This is a genomic window from Streptomyces aurantiacus, from assembly GCF_027107535.1.
Classification (GTDB): Bacteria; Actinomycetota; Actinomycetes; order Streptomycetales; family Streptomycetaceae; genus Streptomyces.
Genome location: NZ_CP114283.1, coordinates 3,897,539 through 3,917,309 on the forward strand (window position 1 = coordinate 3,897,539; position 19,771 = coordinate 3,917,309).

16 protein-coding genes are annotated in these 19,771 nt (G+C 70.9%); 8 read left to right on the forward strand and 8 right to left on the reverse strand.

The features are described 5' to 3' along the window. Window positions 1–16: 16 nt before the first annotated feature. The 4 genes from O1Q96_RS19115 (at window position 17) to O1Q96_RS19130 (ending at window position 5,789) form a co-directional block, all read left to right on the forward strand. A complete protein-coding gene (locus O1Q96_RS19115; protein ID WP_269249349.1) occupies window positions 17–2,386 on the forward strand; it encodes a glycosyl hydrolase family 95 catalytic domain-containing protein in 2,370 nt (789 codons plus the stop codon). Then, on the forward strand, window positions 2,383–3,609 hold the full coding sequence (locus O1Q96_RS19120) for an SGNH/GDSL hydrolase family protein (RefSeq protein ID WP_269249350.1): 1,227 nt from the start codon (window positions 2,383–2,385) through the stop codon (window positions 3,607–3,609). The genes O1Q96_RS19115 and O1Q96_RS19120 overlap by 4 nt, the downstream gene beginning before the upstream one ends. Window positions 3,610–3,727: 118 nt before the next feature. Beyond that, window positions 3,728–4,867, forward strand: coding sequence for a glycoside hydrolase family 88/105 protein (locus tag O1Q96_RS19125; protein WP_269249351.1), 1,140 nt, complete (start codon window positions 3,728–3,730; stop codon window positions 4,865–4,867). Window positions 4,868–4,940: 73 nt separating this feature from the next. Then, on the forward strand, window positions 4,941–5,789 hold the full coding sequence (locus O1Q96_RS19130; RefSeq protein ID WP_269249352.1) for a universal stress protein: 849 nt from the start codon (window positions 4,941–4,943) through the stop codon (window positions 5,787–5,789). Here the strand turns inward: O1Q96_RS19130 and O1Q96_RS19135 are convergent. The 3 genes from O1Q96_RS19135 to O1Q96_RS44475 all read right to left on the reverse strand — a co-directional run bounded on the left by O1Q96_RS19135 (window position 5,750) and on the right by O1Q96_RS44475 (window position 9,078). Continuing rightward, a complete protein-coding gene (locus tag O1Q96_RS19135) occupies window positions 5,750–7,036 on the reverse strand; it encodes a DUF4032 domain-containing protein (protein WP_269249353.1) in 1,287 nt (428 codons plus the stop codon). The two genes, O1Q96_RS19130 and O1Q96_RS19135, sit on opposite strands and share 40 nt — an antisense overlap. Before the next feature lie 123 nt (window positions 7,037–7,159). Beyond that, on the reverse strand, window positions 7,160–8,809 hold the full coding sequence (locus O1Q96_RS19140) for a solute symporter family protein (RefSeq protein WP_419587050.1): 1,650 nt from the start codon (window positions 8,807–8,809) through the stop codon (window positions 7,160–7,162). Next, window positions 8,806–9,078, reverse strand: a complete 273-nt coding sequence (locus tag O1Q96_RS44475; RefSeq protein ID WP_419587051.1) for a DUF485 domain-containing protein — start codon at window positions 9,076–9,078, stop codon at window positions 8,806–8,808. Before O1Q96_RS44475 ends, O1Q96_RS19140 begins: the two co-directional genes overlap by 4 nt. 636 nt (window positions 9,079–9,714) lie before the next feature. Between O1Q96_RS44475 and O1Q96_RS19150 the strand changes: the two genes are divergently transcribed. Continuing rightward, window positions 9,715–10,248, forward strand: coding sequence for a hypothetical protein (locus O1Q96_RS19150; protein WP_269249355.1), 534 nt, complete (start codon window positions 9,715–9,717; stop codon window positions 10,246–10,248). A 27-nt stretch (window positions 10,249–10,275) separates the two neighbouring features. Here the strand turns inward: O1Q96_RS19150 and O1Q96_RS19155 are convergent, their stop codons facing one another. Beyond that, window positions 10,276–11,202, reverse strand: a complete 927-nt coding sequence (locus O1Q96_RS19155; RefSeq protein WP_269249356.1) for a LysR family transcriptional regulator ArgP — start codon at window positions 11,200–11,202, stop codon at window positions 10,276–10,278. A gap of 67 nt (window positions 11,203–11,269) precedes the next feature. Between O1Q96_RS19155 and O1Q96_RS19160 the strand changes: the two genes are divergently transcribed. Beyond that, the gene (locus O1Q96_RS19160; RefSeq protein ID WP_269249357.1) at window positions 11,270–11,890 is read left to right on the forward strand and encodes a LysE/ArgO family amino acid transporter; all 621 of its coding nucleotides are present in this window, start codon (window positions 11,270–11,272) and stop codon (window positions 11,888–11,890) included. Here the strand turns inward: O1Q96_RS19160 and O1Q96_RS19165 are convergent. Continuing rightward, on the reverse strand, window positions 11,790–12,833 hold the full coding sequence (locus O1Q96_RS19165) for a DMT family transporter (RefSeq protein ID WP_269249358.1): 1,044 nt from the start codon (window positions 12,831–12,833) through the stop codon (window positions 11,790–11,792). The two genes, O1Q96_RS19160 and O1Q96_RS19165, sit on opposite strands and share 101 nt — an antisense overlap. Before the next feature lie 105 nt (window positions 12,834–12,938). On the opposite strand from O1Q96_RS19165, the gene O1Q96_RS19170 reads away from it, so the two are divergent. Together O1Q96_RS19170 and O1Q96_RS19175 are read left to right on the forward strand one after the other, a co-directional pair. Continuing rightward, window positions 12,939–13,544, forward strand: a complete 606-nt coding sequence (locus O1Q96_RS19170) for a TetR/AcrR family transcriptional regulator (protein WP_269249359.1) — start codon at window positions 12,939–12,941, stop codon at window positions 13,542–13,544. Between the two features lie 162 nt (window positions 13,545–13,706). Then, window positions 13,707–15,038: an MFS transporter gene (locus O1Q96_RS19175; protein ID WP_269249360.1), complete on the forward strand. Its 1,332-nt coding sequence runs from the start codon at window positions 13,707–13,709 to the stop codon at window positions 15,036–15,038. Between the two features lie 22 nt (window positions 15,039–15,060). On the opposite strand, the gene O1Q96_RS19180 is transcribed toward O1Q96_RS19175, so the two are convergent. The 3 genes from O1Q96_RS19180 to O1Q96_RS19190 all read right to left on the reverse strand — a co-directional run bounded on the left by O1Q96_RS19180 (window position 15,061) and on the right by O1Q96_RS19190 (window position 19,769). Then, window positions 15,061–15,963, reverse strand: a complete 903-nt coding sequence (locus O1Q96_RS19180; RefSeq protein WP_269249361.1) for a Gfo/Idh/MocA family protein — start codon at window positions 15,961–15,963, stop codon at window positions 15,061–15,063. A 106-nt stretch (window positions 15,964–16,069) separates the two neighbouring features. Further along, on the reverse strand, window positions 16,070–18,232 hold the full coding sequence (gene glgB, locus O1Q96_RS19185) for a 1,4-alpha-glucan branching enzyme (RefSeq protein ID WP_269253645.1): 2,163 nt from the start codon (window positions 18,230–18,232) through the stop codon (window positions 16,070–16,072). A gap of 127 nt (window positions 18,233–18,359) precedes the next feature. Next, window positions 18,360–19,769, reverse strand: coding sequence for a maltokinase N-terminal cap-like domain-containing protein (locus tag O1Q96_RS19190; RefSeq protein WP_269249362.1), 1,410 nt, complete (start codon window positions 19,767–19,769; stop codon window positions 18,360–18,362). Between the last annotated feature and the right edge of the window lie 2 nt (window positions 19,770–19,771).

Below are 19,771 nucleotides of genomic sequence, written 5' to 3' on the forward strand. Positions count from 1 at the left end.
TCCCCTGGAGCGCACCATGGACAGCAGCCCCACCGACCCCGGCAGACGAAGACTCCTCTCCCTCGCCGCTGCGGCCGGCGTCGGCACCGCACTCGGCGGCATGCCCGCCTTCACCGCGACCGCGGCCCCGCACCGGCCCACCGATTCGCCGCTCCTGAAGGGGAGTTCACGCGACCGGCTGTGGTGGCAGGCACCCGCGGACGAGCATTCGATGATCGAGCAGGGTCTGCCCATCGGCAACGGCCGTCTGGGCGCCCTCACGAGCAACGACCCCGGCCGCGAGCTCCTCCTGATCACCGACGCCACGATGTGGACCGGCGGACTCAACGACACACTCGACGCCGACGGCCAGTTCCCCTACGACCGTGAGAAGTTCGGCTCCTTCACGCTGCTCGCCCGCCTCACCGTCGACATCCCGGACCACGACCTGTCCGCCGTGAACGGCTATCGCCGCACGCTGGACCTCGCGCAGGGTGTGGTGACCACGTCGTACGTACGCTCCAACGTCACGTACCGGCGGCAGGTCTTCGCCAGCCGGCCCGACGACGTGATCGTCCTGCACTTCACCCAGAGCGGCGGCGGCCGCTACACCGGCGGCATCGCCCTCGAAGGGACCCACGGAGAGACCGTGGAGGGCACCTCCTTCGGCGCGGCCTTCCATAACGGCCTGCGCTACGGCGCGGCGGTGAAGGCGTACGGCAGGGGTGGCAGCGTCCGCGTGCGCGGCTCGCGGATCGACTTCGCGGGCTGCGAGGACCTCACCGTGGTGGTCAGCGGCGGCACCAACTACGCGCCCGACGCCTCGGCCCGGTACCGAGACCCGTCCCTGGACCCCGAGCGCCTGGCCCGCAGCAAGGTCCACGCGGCGGCGACCCATGCGGCGGACACCCTGCTGCGCACCCATGTGGCCGACCACCGGGCCCTGTTCGGGCAACTGGACATCTCACTCGGTGCCTCCTCCGCCGCACAGCGCTCCCTGGACACCTGGGAACGGATCAGGGCACGCGCCCGGGACGACGCGCCCGATCCCGAACTGGAAGCCGCCTACCTGCAGTTCGGCCGCTACCTCATGATCTCCGGGTCCCGCGGCAGCCTCCCGCTGAACCTCCAGGGGCTGTGGCTGGACGGCAACGACCCGGACTGGATGGGCGACTACCACACGGACATCAACATCCAGATGAACTACTGGATGGCCGACCGGGCCGGTCTGTCCCAGTGCTTCGACGCGCTCACCGACTACTGCCTGGCCCAGCTCCCGTCCTGGACGAAGCTCACCCACGACCTCTTCAACGACCCGCGCAACCGCTACCGCAACTCCACCGGGAGGATCGCCGGCTGGACCGTCGCCATCTCCACCAACATCCACGGTGGGAACGGCTGGTGGTGGCATCCGGCGGGCAACGCCTGGCTGTGCACCACCCTGTGGGAGCACTACGAGTTCACCGGCTCGCGCGCGCACCTGGCGAGGATCTACCCGCTCCTGAAGGGCGCCTGCGAGTTCTGGGAGGCGCGGCTGCTCACCACGACACTGCCCGGCACCTCGCGGGAGGTGCTCGTCGCCGACAGCGACTGGTCGCCCGAGCACGGCCCGCTCGACGCCAAGGGCATCACCTACGCTCAGGAACTGGTGTGGGCGCTGTTCGACAACTACCGCACCGCCGCAGCGGAGTTGAAGAAGGACGCTGCCTACGCGAAGACGGTCGGCGGTCTCCAGGAGCGGCTGTACCTGCCGAAGGTGAGTGCCAGGACGGGCTGGCTGGAGGAGTGGATGTCGCCCGACAACCTCGGCGAGACCACCCACCGGCATCTGTCCCCGCTCGTCGGGCTCTTCCCCGGTGACCGCATCCGCCCCGACGACTCCACCCCGCCCGAGATCGTCGAGGGCGCGACGGCCCTGCTCGCCGCACGCGGCATGGAGAGCTTCGGCTGGGCCAACGCATGGCGGAGCCTGTGCTGGGCCCGGCTCAAGCACGCGGAGAACGCCTACCGGCTCGTCGTCAACAACCTCCGCCCGTCGACCGGCGGCGGCAACGGCACCGCACCGAACCTCTTCGACATCTACGAGGTCGAGAAGGGCCGCGGCATCTTCCAGATCGACGCCAACTTCGGCACGCCCGCGGCGATGATCGAGATGCTCCTGTACTCCCGCCCGGGCCGTCTGGAACTGCTCCCGGCTCTCCCCGACGCATGGGCGAAGTCCGGTTCCGTCACGGGAGTCGGCGCCCGGGGAGGCTTCGTCGTCGACCTGCGCTGGCGTGACGGCAGGCCGACGGAGGTGCGGATCCGCAGCGTGGGCGGCCGGACGACAACGGTCGCCCACGGCGGTACGTCCCGCACGGTGACCCTGAAACCCGGCGCCTCCGTCACCCTGCGGGGCCTCGCATGACGCCCCGCCTCGCCTGGGCGGGCCTCCTGGCGGCGCTGCTGACGATCGCCGCCACCCTTCCCGGCACTCCGGCGGCCGCCCGGGGCTCCGCCGACCGGCCCGACGTGGTCACCTGGGGCGCGAGCGCGGACCGTCTGGGAGACGCGGTCCCCGACCGCAGCCACCGCCTGGTCGTGCGCACCAGCGTGGCGGGGGACAACACCCGTATCCGGCTCACCAACGCCTTCGGGGACAGGCCGGTGACCTTCGACAGCGTCTACGCCGGCATCCAGCGGTCGGGCGCCGAACTGGTCCGCGGCAGCAACCGGCGACTGACCTTCGGCGGCGCCCACGTGGTCACCCTCCCGGCGGGCGCCGTCGCGTACAGCGACCCGCTGCCCGGCGGACTGCCCGCCGCGGCCGACCTGGTCGTCAGCCTGCACACGCGGGCGGCGGGTGGGCCGGCGACCGGCCACGGCATGGCCATGCAGACGTCGTACACCGCCTCCGGCGACCACACGGGGGAGGAGAGCGGGGTCAACTGGACCGAGCGCACCGGCTCCTGGTTCTACCTCGACGCGGTCACCGTACGGACGGCCGCCTCCGTGGGGGCGGTCGTCGCGCTCGGGGACTCCATCACGGACGGCTGGCAGTCGAGCGGCGACCTGAACCGCCGCTGGCCCGACTACCTGGCCCGCCGTCTGGAGGCAACGGGCAGTCCCGTCAGGGGAGTCGCCAATGAGGGGATCTCGGGCAACAAGGTCCTGGCGGACGGCGCCGGGCAGAGCGCCCTGAACCGGCTGGACCGTGACGTCCTGTCCCAGTCCGGCGTCCGTACGGTCTTTCTCTTCGAGGGTGTCAACGACATCAAGGCGCACACGGGCGTCACGGCTGCCGACCTCGTGGCGGGTTACCGGGACATCGTCGCCCGCGCTCACCGGGCGGGGAAATGCGTCGTCGGCGCCACCGTCGCGCCCTTCAAGGGCTGGTACGAGTGGGACGCGGCCGCGGAGTCCGTACGCCAGGAGGTCAACCGGTTCATCAGGACCAGCGGGGAGTTCGACGCCGTCAGCGACTTCGACCGCCTCCTGCGCAGTCCCTACGACCACGAGCGCATTCTCCCAGTCTTCGACGGTGGCGACCATCTGCACCCCAACGACAAGGGGATGCAGGCGATGGCCGATTCGGTCGACCTGGACAGTCTGCGCTGCGGCCGGTCCGCCGCTCCGGACGGCAGCCGTTGACGTGAACGCTGTCCGGTGATCTGAACCCGATTTGGTTCAGGCCAAGTTGACGCGTGCTCATGGACACCTGCCGGGGCGGGAGTTCAGGATGAGTTTCACATGGAGAGGAGTCGTTCACATGGATAGACGCCATCTGCTGGTCGGCGGTGCCGCTCTCTCAGCCTCAGCCGCTCTGCTCCCCTTACACACCGCCGCCGCGGCTCCCGCGCGCGCCGCGGCCGCCCCACCGTCCAGAGCCGCGATCACCCGGGACCTGCGCCGCGTCGCCGACCACTGGATCGGCGCCCACACGGACCCCGGCGACAACGGCTGGGCCAATGCCACGTTCTTCAGCGGTCTGCTCGCCCTGCACCGGCTGACCGGCAGCCCCCGATACCTCGCCTACGCGCGCGGCTGGGCCGAGAAGCATGCTTACGGCCTGCGGGGCGGAGTGACGACCCGGCACGCCGACAACCACAACGCCGGACAGGCCTACCTCGACCTCTACGAGATCGAACCGGAGGAACAGAAACTCACCGCGATCGAGGAGTCCCTGCACCGCATGGTGTACACGGACCAGCCGGCGAAGCACGACGACTGGTGGTGGGACGACGCCCTCCACATGGCCATGCCGCCGTTCGCCCGCATCGGCGCCCTGCGCGGGGACCCCCAGTACTGGCAGAAGCTGTACGCCCTCTACGACCACACCAAACGCACCGAGGGCGGGCCAGGACTGTACGACGCCGGCACCGGCCTCTGGTACCGCGACAAGCGATTCCTGCCCGGCGGGATCGTGTCCCCCACGGGCCGGCCCGTGGTCTGGTCGCGCGGCAACGGCTGGGTGGCCGGCGGACACGTCAAGACCCTCAAGGCCCTGCCCCGGAGTGAACGGCATGCCGCCGAGTACAGGGAGACCCTGACGCGGCTGGTCACCGCACTGGCAACGGTGCAGCGCACGGACGGCTTCTGGAACGTCAACCTCGCCGACCCCGGGCACCTGCCCGGCCCCGAGACGAGCGGCACTTCCTTCTTCCTCTACGGCACGGCCTACGCGATCCGCGCCCGCCTCGTGGACGGGTCCGCGTTCCTGCCGGTGGCGGTCCGGGCCTGGCACGGCCTGGTCACCACGGCCGTCCATCCCGACGGCTTCCTCGGCTACGTCCAGAAGGTGGGCGACCGCCCGGAGTCCAACCAGCCCGTCACGTACGACAGCACCTCGGACTTCGGCGTCGGCGCCTTCCTGCTCGCGGGCACCGAACTCGCCCGTCTGGCCCGCTGACGGCACCGCCGCACGGGCGGGCCCGACCGGTCGGTAGCGTGGGCACCTCGACCGACTCGACGGAGGCCATCACATGACCCGCCCGATCACCGTGGGAGCAGACGGTACTGCCGAATCCCTGGCCGCCGTGCACTGGGCGGCCAGGGAGGCGGTACGCCGTGCACTTCCGCTGCGTGTCGTGCACGCCGGGGAGAAGTCCGACGACGAGGGCCGGGCGGCAGGTGTCCGGGAAGCGCTCGCGCAGACCGCACGGGAGATCACCGGACGCCACCCCGGTCTGCAGGTGACCACCGACATCATCGACGGCGACCCGGTCGAGGCACTGGTCGCCGCCGCCGACGAGGCCGAGACGCTGGTGCTCGGCTCGCGCGGCCACGGCGCGATCGTCGGCTTCCTGCTCGGCTCGGTCGGCCAGCAGGTGATCGCCGAGTCCACCCGGCCCGTCGTGCTCGTACGCGCCGAGGACCGGGCCGAGTCCGAGGCGGCCGGCCGCGAGATCGTCGTGGGACAGCAGGGCGGTCCGCAGGACAGCGCCGCCGCCCTGGGGTTCGCGTTCGAGACGGCGGCGGTACGCGGCGCCGCCGTTCGCGTCGTGCGGGCCTGGAGCCTGCCCACCGTGTTCACCTACAGCCCCGGCTCCCTGAAGCTCCTCGACGAGGCCGGCGGCCTGGAACCGTACGAGCAGAAGGCACTCGAGGAAGCACTTCAGCCGTGGCTGGAGCGGTTCCCCGACGTGCCGGTGACCCGGCACGTCGAGATGGGCAGTGCGGGCGAGGTGCTGCTCTCGGTGGCGGCAGGGGCCCAGTTGATGGTGGTCGGCCGGCGCGCGCACCGCTCGGCCGTGGGCTCACGGATCGGTTCGGTCGCCCACGGGGTCGTACATCACGCGCCGTCCCCGGTGGCGGTCGTCCCGCCGGCCTGACCGGCCGCCTCGGCGGCGTCCGCCGTCGGCGACAGCGAGTCCCGCACCGCCGGGAGGATGTTCTTGACGTAGTCCCCGACGACCGTGTCCAGATCGATGTCGTGCTGCGCCCGCTCCGACAGGTACCAGCGGTGCTCGAGAAGCTCGTGGTAGAGCTCGGCCGGATCCATGGAGCCGCGCAGCTCCAGCGGTATGGCACGCACGGTGGGCCGGAAGACGTCCCGCACCCAGCGGTGGGCCAGCACCTCGGGCCGGGCGGCGAGGGGATCGCCCGGCGCGTAGTCGTCCTGGGTGGCCATCCAGCTCTCCAGGTCGTTCAGCAGTCGCCGCGCCTGGTTCTCCTCGGCGTCCAGCCCGGTCAGACGCAGCAACTGGCGCTGGTGGTGCCCGGCGTCGACGACCTTCGGCACGAACGTGACGGTGTCACCGTTGGAGGAGTGCGCGATCTGCATCTCGGCGACGTCGAAACCGAGCTCGTTCAGGCGCCGGATCCGGCGGTCGATGTAGTGGTGCTTGCCCGCCGGGTACACCGACGTCCGGGTCAGCTCCTGCCACAGCCCGGTGTAGCGCTTGCAGATCTCCATGCCGAACTCGATGGGGTCCACCGACGGGTGGAGGGCGCCGGAGGCCTCCAGGTCCAGCAGTTCCCCGCTGATGTTGACGCGTGCCAGGTCGAGGTCGTACTCCCGCTGGCCGGGGCTCAGCTGCGGGTGGACCTCTCCGGTCTCGGCGTCGACGAGATACGCGGCGTACGCCCCGGCGTCCCGCCGGAACAGCGTGTTGGACAGCGAGCAGTCCCCCCAGGCGAACCCCGCGAGATGCAGCCGGACCAGCAGCACGGCCAGCGCGTCCATGAGGCGGTGCATGGTGGCGGGCCGCATCGTCGTCTCGAACATCGACCGGTAGGGCATCGAACCACCCAGATGCCGGGTGATGAGCACCGACTCCAGCGGTCCGCCGTTCCCGTCGGTGCGGCCGGTGACCACGGCGAGGGGGTCGACCGAGGGGATGTTCAGCCGGTCGAGTCCGCGCAGCAGCTCGTACTCGCGCAGGGCGGGCCGTTCGGCGAGTTCCTTGACCGCCACGACCTCCGCGCCGGCGCGCGCGTACCGCACCACGTGCCGTGAGATACCCCGGGGCAGCGGCACCAGGTAGTGCTCGGGCCACTCCTCCAGGGGCAGATGCCAGGGCAGGTCGAGCAGGAGCGCGGGATGCTCCGGGTTGGTGGCGCTGATCTGCAAAGCCATCGCTCGCTTGCCCTGCCTCACGGTCGGCCGTCATGTCGCAGGAGCATCTCCGCACCTGGACGGCCTCCTCGTCAACACGGGAGTCCGTTTCGTCACCAGGTGGGAGATGCGCCCCGTCGGTGTTCAGGCCGGCTGATCGACACCCAGCACCGCGCGGACCTCGAAGTTCTCGTACGTCTCGGTGTCCTGCGGCTCGCGGGACATGACCGTGCCGAGCCAGCCCAGCAGGAATCCGGCGGGGACGGAGACGATCCCCGGGTTCTGCAGCGGGAAGAAGGCGAAGTCGGCGCCGGGGTAGAACGAGGCGGCCTTCGAGGAGACGACGGGGGAGCAGACGACCAGCAGAACGGAGGTGACGAGGCCTCCGTAGAGGCTGAGCAGCGCCCCACGCGCGTTGAAGCGGCGCCAGAACAGGCTGTAGACCATGGTCGGCAGGATCGCGGACGCCGCGATCGCGAAGGCGAGGAACGCCAGGGTCGCCGTGTTCGTCCCCCAGGAGACGAGCGCGAGCAGTATGCCGAGGACACCGATGACGACGGCGGCCAGCCGGGCCACGGTCAGCTCCTCGCGCTGGCGCGCCTGCCCCTTGCGGATCACCTCTCCGTACAGGTCGTGCGCGAGCGAGGAGGCCGCCGCGAGGGTGAGCCCCGCGGCCACGGCCAGCAGCGTCACGAAGGCCAGACAGGAGATGAGCGCGGTGAGTACGGCGCCGCCGATCTCCTGGGCGAGCAGGAGTACCGCCGCGTCGCCCTTCGCATCGATACCCGCGATCTCGTCCCGGCCCACCAGTGCTGTGGCGCCCAGCCCGAGCACGCCCGCCGCCAGACAGACGAAGCCGACCAGGCCCATCGCCCACAGGATGGAGCGGCGAAGCACCCGGGTGGCGCTCGGCGCCAGCAGCCGCATCATCACGTGGGGGAGCGCGGCCAGTCCCAGCACGATGGCGATCTGCAGGCTGAAGAAGTCGAGTTTGCTGGTCGTACTGGCGCCGTAGCGCAGCCCGGGCTCCAGGAAGCGCTGTCCGAGCCCGCTGCCCGAGGCGGCGGCGCCGAGCAGGCCGTCGATGTTCCACCGGTAGCGGTGCAGCACCATCACGGCGGTCACCGCGACTCCGACGACCAGCATGACGGCCTTGACGATCTGGATGAAGGTCGCCCCGGGCATGCCGCCGAGCGCCACGTACAGCACGACGAGGGTGCCGATGGCCACCACGCACAGGGTGCGGGTGGTGCTGTCCGGCTGCCCGACGAACTGTGTCAGCAGGGCCACGCTGCCGACGAGTTGGGCGACGAGGTAGAGCACGGTGATGATCAGCGTGCAGAACGCGAGGGCCAGGCGGACCGAACGCTGGCTGCGCGGCAGACGCAGGGCCAGCGTGTCGCCGAGTGTGAATCTGCCGGAGTTGCGCAGGGGTTCGGCGATCAGCAAAAGCACCATCACCCAGGCCACGCTGGTGCCGACGAGGTACAGCAGGCCGTCGTAGCCGGTGAGCGCGACCAGGCCGGTACTGCCCAGCAGGGTGGCCGCGGACAGGTAGTCCCCGCACATCGCGAGCCCGTTGCGCAGCGGCGACATGGTCCGGTTGCCGAGATAGAACTCGGCGATCTCGTCGCCCTGCGGAGCGGTGATGAGTGCGGTGAACATGCTGACCACGACGACCGACACGAAGAGGATGAAGGTCAGCTTCAGACTGAAGCCGCCGACCACACCCGCGGAGAGGTGCGCCGTGCCGCCTTCCGAGGTGGCCGCCGTGAGGGCGGCGGCGGAGGTCACCACGTCCTGAACCGCCTCTGCGGCTGGGGGACTCGGGCCCGCTGGGCCGCGTGGCGGTGCAGTTCGGCACGCAGGCGGTCGGCGGTCGGGTCGATCCGCCGGTCCATGTGCACGCAGTAGCGCCAGGCGGTCACGGCCATCACGACGAACTGCCCCACACCGCCCGCGAGTCCCAGCGTCACATGGCCGAACAGCGGCTGGTTGAGCACGCCGGGCAGGAAACTCGACAGCAGCACGAACAGCAGGAACCCACCCACCGAAACCGACATCGCCACCGCTGCGAACCTGCGGTGAGCGCCGCGTACGGAGCGGAAGTCGGGGTGGGAACCGATCGTGGGCCGGGGAGCGGGCCCGGCCGGAGCCCCGTCCGGAGGGGAACCGTGGTGAGAGCTCAGGTGTGGTGGCATACCGTGCCTCATCAATAAAAGTGCAGCTCAAGATGCATTGCTGAACGCGGCTCAAGTTCTCGGATCGCGTAGATCGGGAATCGGCCCGAATTTCCGCCGTAATCCTCATCCGGCGCAGCCGGGCTGCCTCGCTGGTGGGGTATGTCAGCGCGGCAGAACGGATTCTGGCATTCAATCGATTCGATAATCAACAGTGGGAATGTGAGGGAAATGAAAGCGGTGTCATTTGGCCTGCGGACCGCTCTGCGCTGGCTCGAATGCACTGCACAGCGTCCCTCGCCCCGGCCGTCGGGAGCCGCCTCGCCGGCCCCTGCGGCGGGACGTGATGTGCAGCACGCCCGGGTGATGGCCGTGACGCCTGGGATGAGGGTTCTGGCTGCGCACGGCTTGATCGGCGATCAAGCAGGGCAAAATCCCTGGCCACTGCCCATTCTGCTCATTTGACACTCCGTCGCGCGCACAGATAGGAAGCACTCCTCTGAGGTCGAGAGGTGGACTGTGTACGAGCCGAATGTGGTCGGGGACTGGCAGGAGTACGACGACGGGCATGCCGGCCTGCGTGTCCGCGTCCATGGCCTGGAGAAATCCGAGCCGCCGCGCGGGCGGGACGACGCGGCCGAGGGCCTGGTCTACTTCCGATTCCGGGTGACCGTCGAAAACCGTACGACCGAACATTTCGGCATTCACCTCGAGGACGGTCAACTCGACATCCGTATCGGAAGCGACGGCGAGAGCGCGTTTCTGGACTGGCGCAACTCCCAGTTCATCGAGGGCTTCGACGTCTACCCCCTGCGCCGGGTCACCTCCGTCCTGTACGCCGCGGCTCCGGACAGCTGCCTGTCCCTCGTGGACATCCAGGTGCAGTTGAAGGTCGACGACGAGTGGACCGAGCGGTACCTCTGGTCGGGCGGCATCGGCGCGCACGACACGGCCGTCGGAGTCGGCGCCCGCTCCGACTCCGCCCAGGACAGCCTCGCCGCCCAGGTGATCAGCTTCCTGGAGCGGGAAGCGGGGCCCGGCCCGGCCTCCTGAGGCGCCCGGCGAGCCCGTCCGCCGACGTCAGCCGACCGGGTCGCCGTCCAGGGCGTCGGCCGCCGCCGAGGTGACGGCTTCGGCCACGGCCGCCAGCGCCGGGAAGTCGAGCCGCCACTGCTGCCAGAACAGCGGAACGTCGATCTGCCGGTCAGGTGCGAGATTGACGAGCCGCCCTTCGCGCAGCAGGGGCGCCGCCTGCACCTCGGGAGCCATGCCCCAGCCCATCCCGGCGGCCACGGCGTCGACGAAGCCCTCGGACGTCGGCACCAGATGCCGCAACCGGCTCGCGCCGCGACGGCGGCCGCCTCCGAGTCTGCGGACGAACGCGTCCTGGAGATCGTCGCGTTGGTCGAAGGCCACCACGGGCGCGTCGTGGACCACGTCCCGCAGCGGGGTGTGCGGCCGGCCGCCGAGCCACCGCGCCGCGAAGGCGGGGCTCGCCACCGGGACGTACCGCATACGCCCCAGGCTGCGCACGGAACAGCCCGTCACCGCGTCCCGCGAGGAGGTGACGGCCGCCATCACCAGCCCTTCGCGCAGCAGCGCGGCCGTGTGGTCCTGGTCCTCGCGGCGCAGTTCGTAGCAGAGCCCCAGTTCCTCCGGCACGCGGGCGAGCGCCGGCAGGAACCAGGTGGCCAGCGAGTCGGAGTTGACCGCGATGGAGAGCCGGGCCGGATCTTCGGAGCCGGACATACCGAGCTCGGCGCGGGCGTCGCGTTCGAGCCGGGAGAGTTGACGCGCGAAGCGTACGACGGCCTCACCGGCCTCGGTCGGCCGGACCGGCTTCGTACGCATCAACAGCACGCGCCCCGTGCGCTGTTCGAGTGCCTTGACGCGCTGGCTCACCGCGGACGGCGTCACGTGCAGCACGGCAGCGGCGGCGTCGAAGGTGCCCTCGTCCACGACGGCCAGCAGGGTCCGCACCTGGTCGAGAGGAAGCTCTGTCATCACGCCAGCTAATGATACGTAAGAATCCTTAGCTGTACTTCTCCCCGGTCGGCTTCCTAGCCTGGGCGCCGTGACCAGCACTCTTGCCGCCGCGGCCGCCGGGTTCGGCACCGGCCTCTCCCTGATCGTCGCCATCGGCGCCCAGAACGCCTTCGTGCTGCGCCAGGGCATCCGCCGGGAGGCGGTGCTCGCCGTGGTGGGCATCTGTGCCCTGTCCGACGCGGCGCTCATCGTGCTGGGCGTCGGCGGTGTCGGCGCGGTGGTGGTGGCCTGGCCCTCGGTACTGACCGCGGTCGCCCTGGTCGGCGGCCTGTTCCTGATCGCTTACGGCTGCCTCGCCGTGCGCCGGATCTTCCGCCCCTCGGCGCTGACGGTGACGCCGGGGACCGAGGGGGTGGCGGGTTCGCGACGCCGAGCCGTACTCACCTGCCTGGCGATGACGTGGCTGAACCCGCACGTCTACCTGGACACGGTGTTCCTGCTCGGCTCCATCGCGGCCGACCGCGGGCCCCTGCGCTGGACCTTCGGTCTCGGCGCCGTGCTCGCCAGCCTGGTCTGGTTCGCCGCTCTCGGCTTCGGCGCCCGGCTGCTCAGCCGCTTCCTGGCCCGCCCGTCGGCGTGGCGGGTACTGGACGCTCTGGTCGCCGCGACGATGATCGCGCTCGGCGCCACGCTGATCGCCGGGGCGTGAACGGGCCTGCTTCCGGGTCTCGTCGGCCCGAGTGACCTTCGCTCGGGCCGCGCCGCTCGTCGCCGTCTCGGCGATGTCGGCGCTCCCCGCGGTGGACGACGGCGACGGCCAGCAGGCCGAGCGCGAGGCCCGCCCCTGTCTGTGTCCCGAAGGGCTCGCCGAACATCAGCGCACCCCACACGGCCGTGACGGGGGCCATCAGGAACATGAGGGTGTTGACCGCGGTCACCCCGGACCGTCGCAGAAGCAGCCAGTACAGCCCGTATCCGCCGAACGTCGAGAGCGTCACGAGCCACACCACGGCGGTCCAGAAGGAAGCGCTCGCCGGTGGCGTCACGCCTCCGGTGACGGCGGCGAGTGCCGTGAAGATGACCGCACTCGTCACCGCGTGGACCGTCATGGACACCATCGGGCGGACGTCCGTACGGCTGCGGCGGTCCAGGAAGGTCGCCGCGACCAGGCACAGCATGCCGAGGAACGGCACGAGATACGCCCACCACGCGACACCCGTCCCGGCGTCGGCGTCGGCCGCCGTGACGACGGCGACTCCGGCCACGCCCAGCCCCAGCCCGAGCCACTGCGTACGCGACACGGCCACACCCAGCAGGGGCCCGGCCAGTACTCCGGCCACGAGCGGCTGCGTGCCGTCGATGAGGGCCGTCGTGCCGCTGGAGACGCCCAACTCGATCGCGTAGTAGACGGTCAGGAGGTACCCGCTCTGCGACAGGGCCCCGACGACGGCCTGCCGGAACAGGTCGCGTGGCCGCAGCCCACGCCAGGACGCCCGGGCGACGGTCAGGGCGACGACGCCCAGGACGAGCGCCAGCGGCAGGAAACGCCACAGCAGGAGCGTCACGGCGGACGCGCTGCCCGACCCGAGTTTGGCCCCGATGAAACCGGAGCTCCAGGCCCCTACGAACGCGATCGACAGCAGGATGTTCACGGCACCGCACACCTCCAGAAGTGGATGGCCGACAGAACGGCCGACAGGGAGTAGACCGATCTGTATACATGGCATCGACTATACAGATCGGTCTACTATGGGGGAATGAGCACCACGAGCACCCCCCGCCGCGTACCGATGACCCCCGCCGCCCGCCGCGCGCTGGAAGCGGCCGGGCGGCTCTTCTACGACCGGGGGATCCACGCCGTCGGCGTCGATCTGATCGCCGCGGAGGCCGGCGTCACGAAGAAGACGCTCTACGACCGCTTCGGCTCGAAGGACCAGATCGTCGTCGAGTACCTCGCGGACCGCGACGAGCGCTGGCGCGCCTTCCTCGCACCTCGGCTCGAAGCCGCCGAGTCGCCGCGGGACGGGGTCCTGGAGGTCTTCGCCGCCTCACGGGACTGGATGGACACGACCAGCCCGAGGGGCTGCAGCATGGTCAACGCCCATGCGGAGATCGAGGATCCGTCCCACCCGGCGTACGCGGTCGTCACCGGCCAGAAGCAGTGGATGCTCGCACTGTTCACCGATCTCGTACGCCCGTCCGCTCCCACCACGGCCGACTCCCTGGGCCGCACCCTGATGCTGCTCCATGAGGGAGCCCTCGTCGCCCACGGCCTGCGCATCTTCCCCGGTGCGCTGGACCAGGCCCGCGAGCAGGCGGCGCTTCTCCTGGCCGGGGCCGTCTACCCGCCCCCTGTGAACTGACCGCGGGTCCCCGAACCGGTCCCAGGAATCCGCTGGTCCGCCCGGTGCGGACCGTCGTGAACCAACACGCCTGTCCACGGACCGGCCCGCCCGACGAAGACCGCGCCGCATCCGCGATAGTGACCCTCGAACAGAAAGATGTATCGAGCAACCAGGACGGGCGTGGACACGAGCAAGGGCAGTGCGGACAACCCCGCGGAACCCCGGACCGCAACCGGGGAACCCGCGGACCCGGAGGAGCGGAAGGGAAGCGGGTGGCGCCGCTGGGCCATGGACACCCGGCCGCTGCGCCGACCCGCGTACCGCCGCCTCTGGTCCTCGACCGTCGTCACCGCCGTGGGCAGCCAGCTCACCGCCGTCGCCGTACCCAAACAGATCTACGACATCACCGGATCCTCGGCCTGGGTCGGCTACGCGAGTTTCGCGGGCCTGCTGCCCCTCGTCGTCTTCGCCCTGTGGGGCGGCGCGATCGCGGACAGCGTGGACCGGCGCAAGCTTCTCCTCGTCACCAACACCGGTATCGCCGTCACCTCCCTGCTCTTCTGGATACAGGCCGTCACCGGGCTCGGGTCGGTCGGCGTCCTGATGGTGCTGCTGGCGGTCCAGCAGGCGTTCTTCGGCCTCAACTCCCCGGCCCGCCAGGCCTCCATCGCCCGGCTGGTCCCCAAGGAGGAACTGGCCGCGGCCAACGCACTCGGCTCGACCGTCATGCAGACCGGCCTGGTCGCGGGCCCGTTGCTCGCCGGAGCCCTCATTCCCGTCGTGGGCCTCGCCGAGCTCTATCTCATCGACGCGCTGGCCCTGTGCGCCACGGTCCGGGCCGTCCACCGGCTCCCCTCGCTGCCGCCCCTCGCCACCGCCGGAGCAACGGCCGGCCGGGCGGGGCTGCGGGGGATCGCGGAGGGCTTCCGCCACATCTCGCTCAACCAGGTGCTGCTGCTGTCCTTCCTCGCCGACATCATCGCCATGGTCTTCGGCATGCCCCGCGCGCTCTTCCCCCAGCTCGCCGCGCAGACGTACGCGCCGTACGGCGAAGGCCTGGCGCTCGGGCTGCTGTTCGCGGCGATTCCCATCGGCGCGGTGCTCGGCGGGCTCATGTCGGGCACCTTCTCCCGGGCGCGCCGGCACGGCCTCATGGTCATCGTCGCGGTGATCTCCTGGGGCGTGGCCATTACCGGCTTCGGTCTGAGCGCCAACCTGTGGGTGGCCGTGGCGTTCCTCGCGGCCGCCGGAGTCGCCGACATGGTCTCCATGGTCTTCCGCGGAGCGATCCTGCTCTCGGCCGTCACCGACGAGCTCCGCGGCCGGATGCAGGGCGTGTTCACGGTCGTCGTCGCGGGTGGCCCCCGACTGGCCGACGTCCTGCACGGCACGGCCGGATCGGCGCTGGGCCCTCGTACGGCGGTCGTGGGCGGCGGCCTGCTCGTCGTCCTCTCCATGCTCGTACTGGCCGTGACCATGCCCGCGTTGCGCTGCTACAGGGAGTCCGTCTGAAGGCGGTTCGCGTCGAGCTGGTTCAGCTCTCGACGGTTGCCGCGGCCTGCGCGATCAACTCCTGGAGGTAGAGGCCCCGCCGGGCGTCGAGCTCACCGGGGACACCCGTGCGTACCGCCGTGGCGAAGGCCTGGCGCAGCACCGGCCAGCACGCGTCGGGATCGAGGTCCGCGCTGTCGTACACGAGCCCCGGCCGGGGCCCGAAGAGCTCGACGCGCATGCTCCCGGGCTGCACGTCGACCGATCCGGACAGCGAGGCCTGGCTGACCGCACCGCCCTCGTGCTCGCAGGTCAGCTCGACCCATCGGCGGGGGTCGCCCGTGCCGCGGACCCGCACGATGGGCCCCACGGCGGCGTCCAGCAGGTCCAGGATGTGGGGTCCGAGATCCAGCAGCGCACCGTGCTCCAGCCGCCAGGGAGTCGCGAAGTCACCGCCGAGGAAGGCCCCGCTCAGACAGCTCGAACGGGCTCCCGACACCTCGATGCCCTTCGCGGCCCGCAGGAACTCCTGGGCGGCGGGGTGATAGCGGTTGGTGAGGACGACCTGGGAGACGACCCCCGCCTCGTCCACCGTGTCCACGAGCCGCCGCGCGGACGGCACGTCCAGCCCGATCGGCTTCTCCAGCAGCAGCGCCTTGCCCGCCTTCGCGGCGCGGCCCGCGAGGTCCGCCTGAATGTTCGGGGGCACCGCGAAGGCCACCGCCTCACAGACGTCGAGCAGTTCCTCGAAACGCGACACCGCGACGGCTCCGTGCGGTGCGGCGGTCTCCCGCGCGGCCTCCGGGCGCCGTGCCCACACGGCCGTCAGCTCCGTCTCGGGTCCGGCGGCGAGCACGGGCGCGTGGACGCCGCGGGCCCAGGGGCCGGCTCCGACCAGGCCGACCCTGACGGGGGAATGGGGCCAAGGGGACACGATGTCGGCCACGGAAGTCCAATCTGAGCTGCGGCACCAGTACCGGGAAGCGGCGACCGTCGAACGAACGGCCGGGACGAGACGTGCCCGACGGGACGCGAGGGGAAACGCGCCCTTCCTATGCCGGCCGCAGCCACACCGTCGCCAGTGGCGGCAGCGTGAGCCGCGTACTGGCCGCCCACCCGTTCAGTCCCTCCCCGTCGGCCTTGACGGCGTCGGCGTGCGTGACACCGCCGCCTCCGAAGCACTCCGCGTCGGTGTTCAGGACCTCCTGCCAGGCAGGTACGTGGTCCGGTACTCCGAGCCGGTACTCGTGCCGTACGACCGGCGAGAAGTTGGAGACGGCCAGCAGCGGTTCCCCGTCCGCCGCGAACCGCAGGAAGGCGAGGACGTTGTCGTCCGCCGCGTCCCCGGCGACCCACGCGAACCCGCCAGGGTCGGTGTCCCGCTCCCAGAGTGCGCCGGCCGCCCGGTACTGACGGTTGAGCTCGCGGACGAGGTCGCGCACTCCCCGGTGGTCCGCTTCGGCGCCGTACGCGGGATCGAGCAGCCCCCAGTCGGGCCCGTGCGCCTCCGACCACTCCGCGCCCTGGGCGAACTCCTGGCCCATGAAGAGGAGCTGCTTGCCGGGGTGGGCCCACATGAAGGCCAGGTAGGCGCGGTGGGTGGCCCGTTGCTGCCACCAGTCGCCGGGCATCTTCGACACCAGTGACTGCTTGCCGTGCACGACCTCGTCGTGCGAGATGGGGAGCACGTAGTTCTCGCTGTAGGCGTACACCATCGAGAACGTCATCTCGTTGTGGTGGTACTTGCGGTGCACGGGTTCGTGCTGGATGTACTCCAGCGAGTCGTGCATCCAGCCCATGTTCCACTTCAGGCCGAAGCCGAGACCGCCGCTGTCGGTGGGACGGGTCACCCCGTCCCAGGCGGTCGACTCCTCCGCGATGGTCACGATCCCCGGCACCCGCCGGTACAGCGTCGCGTTCATCTCCTGGAGGAACGCCATCGCGTCGAGGTCCTCGCGCCCACCGAAGACGTTGGGTGTCCACTGGCCGGAGTCCCGGGAGTAGTCGAGGTAGAGCATGGACGCGACCGCGTCCACGCGCAGCCCGTCGATGTGGAACTCCTCGCACCAGTAGACGGCGTTGGCGACGAGGAAGTTGCGCACCTCCACCCGCCCGAAGTCGAACTCGTACGTTCCCCAGTCGGGATGCTCGGCACGCCGGTCGTCCCCGGGTTCGTAGAGCGGCTCCCCGTCGAAGCGGGCCAGCGCCCAGTCGTCCTTCGGGAAGTGCGCGGGCACCCAGTCCATGATGACGCCGATGCCGGCCCGGTGCAGTGCGTCGACGAGGTACTTGAAGTCGTCGGGGCTGCCGAGGCGGGCGGTGGGCGCGTAGAAGCCGGTGACCTGGTAGCCCCAGGAGCCGCCGAAGGGGTGCTCGGCGACCGGCATCAGCTCGACGTGCGTGAAGCCCAGGTCGGCGACGTACTCGGGCAGCACGTCCGCCAACTGACGGTACGTCAATCCGGGGCGCCAGGAGGGGAGATGGATCTCGTACACCGAGAACGGCGCCTCGTGCACCGGTGTGTCGGCGCGGTGCGCCAGCCACTGCGCGTCGTTCCACTCGTAGTGCGAGGCCGTGACGACGGACGCCGTGTCGGGCGGCACCTCGGCGCGGCGTGCCATCGGGTCGGCCTTGAGGAACCGGCCGCCGTGGCGGGACGTGATCTCGAACTTGTACCGCGCACCCTCGCCGATGCCGGGCAGGAACAGCTCCCACACACCGGCCGCGCCCAGCGAGCGCATCGGGAACTGCGTACCGTCCCAGAAGGTGAAGTCCCCGGCGACCCGCACGCCGAGGGCGTTCGGCGCCCACACGGTGAAGCGGGTGCCCGCCACTGACTGGTGCGTCATCGGCTCGGCCCCGAGTGCCTGCCACAGCTGCTCGTGCCGGCCCTCACGGACGAGGTGCAGATCGAGCTCGCCGAGCGCGGGCAGGAACCGGTACGGGTCCTCCACCTCCAGCTCGGTGCCGTCCGCGTACCTGACCAGCAACGTGTACTCGGGCACGACGTCGAGCGGCAGCACTCCCGAGAAGAGGCCGTCGCCCTCGCTGTCCAGCTTCATCCGCAGCCCGTCCGGCAATGACACGGACACGGCCTCGGCGAACGGCCGCAGCGTGCGGAAGACGACACCCTCCGACACGGGATGCGCCCCGAGCAGTGCATGCGGATCGTGATGGGTTCCCGACAGCAGCCGCTCCCGGTCCGCCGGGTCCATCGAGGACACCGGCCGCCGTTCTCCGGGACCGTCCTGCCCCGGCGCGGACGAACCGGCCTCGGCGGGGCGGACGTCCTTGGACGGCGGCGGGGTCAGGGGTACGGAGATATTGCGGGCTGCCACGGTTTCAGCCTCCTTGAGCGCTGTGGAACGAAGGGATGGGTGTGTGCGGACTGCCGGAGGGAACGGGGGAGTTCTCGGCCAGCCGGGCGATCGCCGCCATCGGCACGGGCAGCCAGTCGGGCCGGTGCCGCGCCTCGTACAGTGCCTCGTACACGGCTCGGTCCGTCTCGTAGGCCCTCAGCAGTTCGGGTTGCGCGCGCGGGTCCCACCGCGCCTGGGCGGCGTACCCGGCGCAGTAGGCATCCCGGCAGCGACGTGCCCACTCCGGACGCCACGGGCGGCGGCTGCGGGCGGCGTAGTCGAAGGAGCGCAGCATGCCCGCGACATCGCGTACGGGGGACTGGAGCTGTCGGCGTTCGGCGATGGGACGGGCAGGTTCGCCCTCGAAGTCGATGACGAACCACCGCTCCCCGGCCCACAGCACCTGACCGAGGTGCAGATCGCCGTGGATCCGCTGAGCCGGACGGCCCGAGTCGAGCACGGCGAGCGCGTCGAAGGCGGCCCGCAGCCCGTCCGCATGGGGCACGAGCTCCGGCACCGACCGGCTCGTCGTGTCCAGCCGTTCGATCATCGCCGCCGCGAGTCGCCTGTTCCCGCGCCCGGTCGGCGCGCCGAGGGCGAACGCGGCGGCCAGCGCGAGATGCACCTCGGCGGTCGCCCGCCCCAGTTCGTACGCCTCGTCCGCGAAGTCCCGTCCCGCGGTGAGCGATTCGAGTGCGAGGGTCCATCCGTCGACGGCGTCCGGCAGGAACGGCTGGAGCACAGCGAGCGTCGCCACCTGGGGTTGTGAGGTCCGCATCCACGCCACGGGGGCCGGCACACGGGTGCATCCCTGACGGGCCAGGGCCCAGGGCACCTCCAGGTCCGGATTGATGCCGGGCTGCACCCGTCGGAACACCTTGAGGATGTACGAACCCCCGTACACCAGCGAGGAGTTGGACTGCTCCACGTCGAGAAGGCGGGGTGTCAGACCGGCGGGGACCGCCACCTTCGCGTCACGCTCGAACCGCAGCGGACCCGCCGTGCCCGGGGTGCGCAGCCGCTCCAGCAGCAGGTCGGCCGACCGTGGTTCCTGCAGGGCGTCGTACACCGTGAGACCGGCCAACGGTCCCTCGCTCGCCCGGCCGATACGGGCGTGCGCCAGCCGGGGAGGGAGGACGTCCCCGACGCCGAGAAGCAACTGGTAGCAGTCCCCGGGCTGGGACGGCGAAGTGCCGTGCCGGGTGCTGACCAGCAGGTGCAGGCATGCCGGATGCAGCTCGGTCACCGAGAGCAGGGACAGCTCGGTGATGTCCCGGCCCTTGCCCGCGAACCAGCGCTGCTGGGGCAGCCACGTCCGCAGCAGATCGGCGAGCGACGTCAGCAGAAGAGCCGGACTGTGGCCGCTGGGGCGGGGTGATACGACCTTGCGCATGA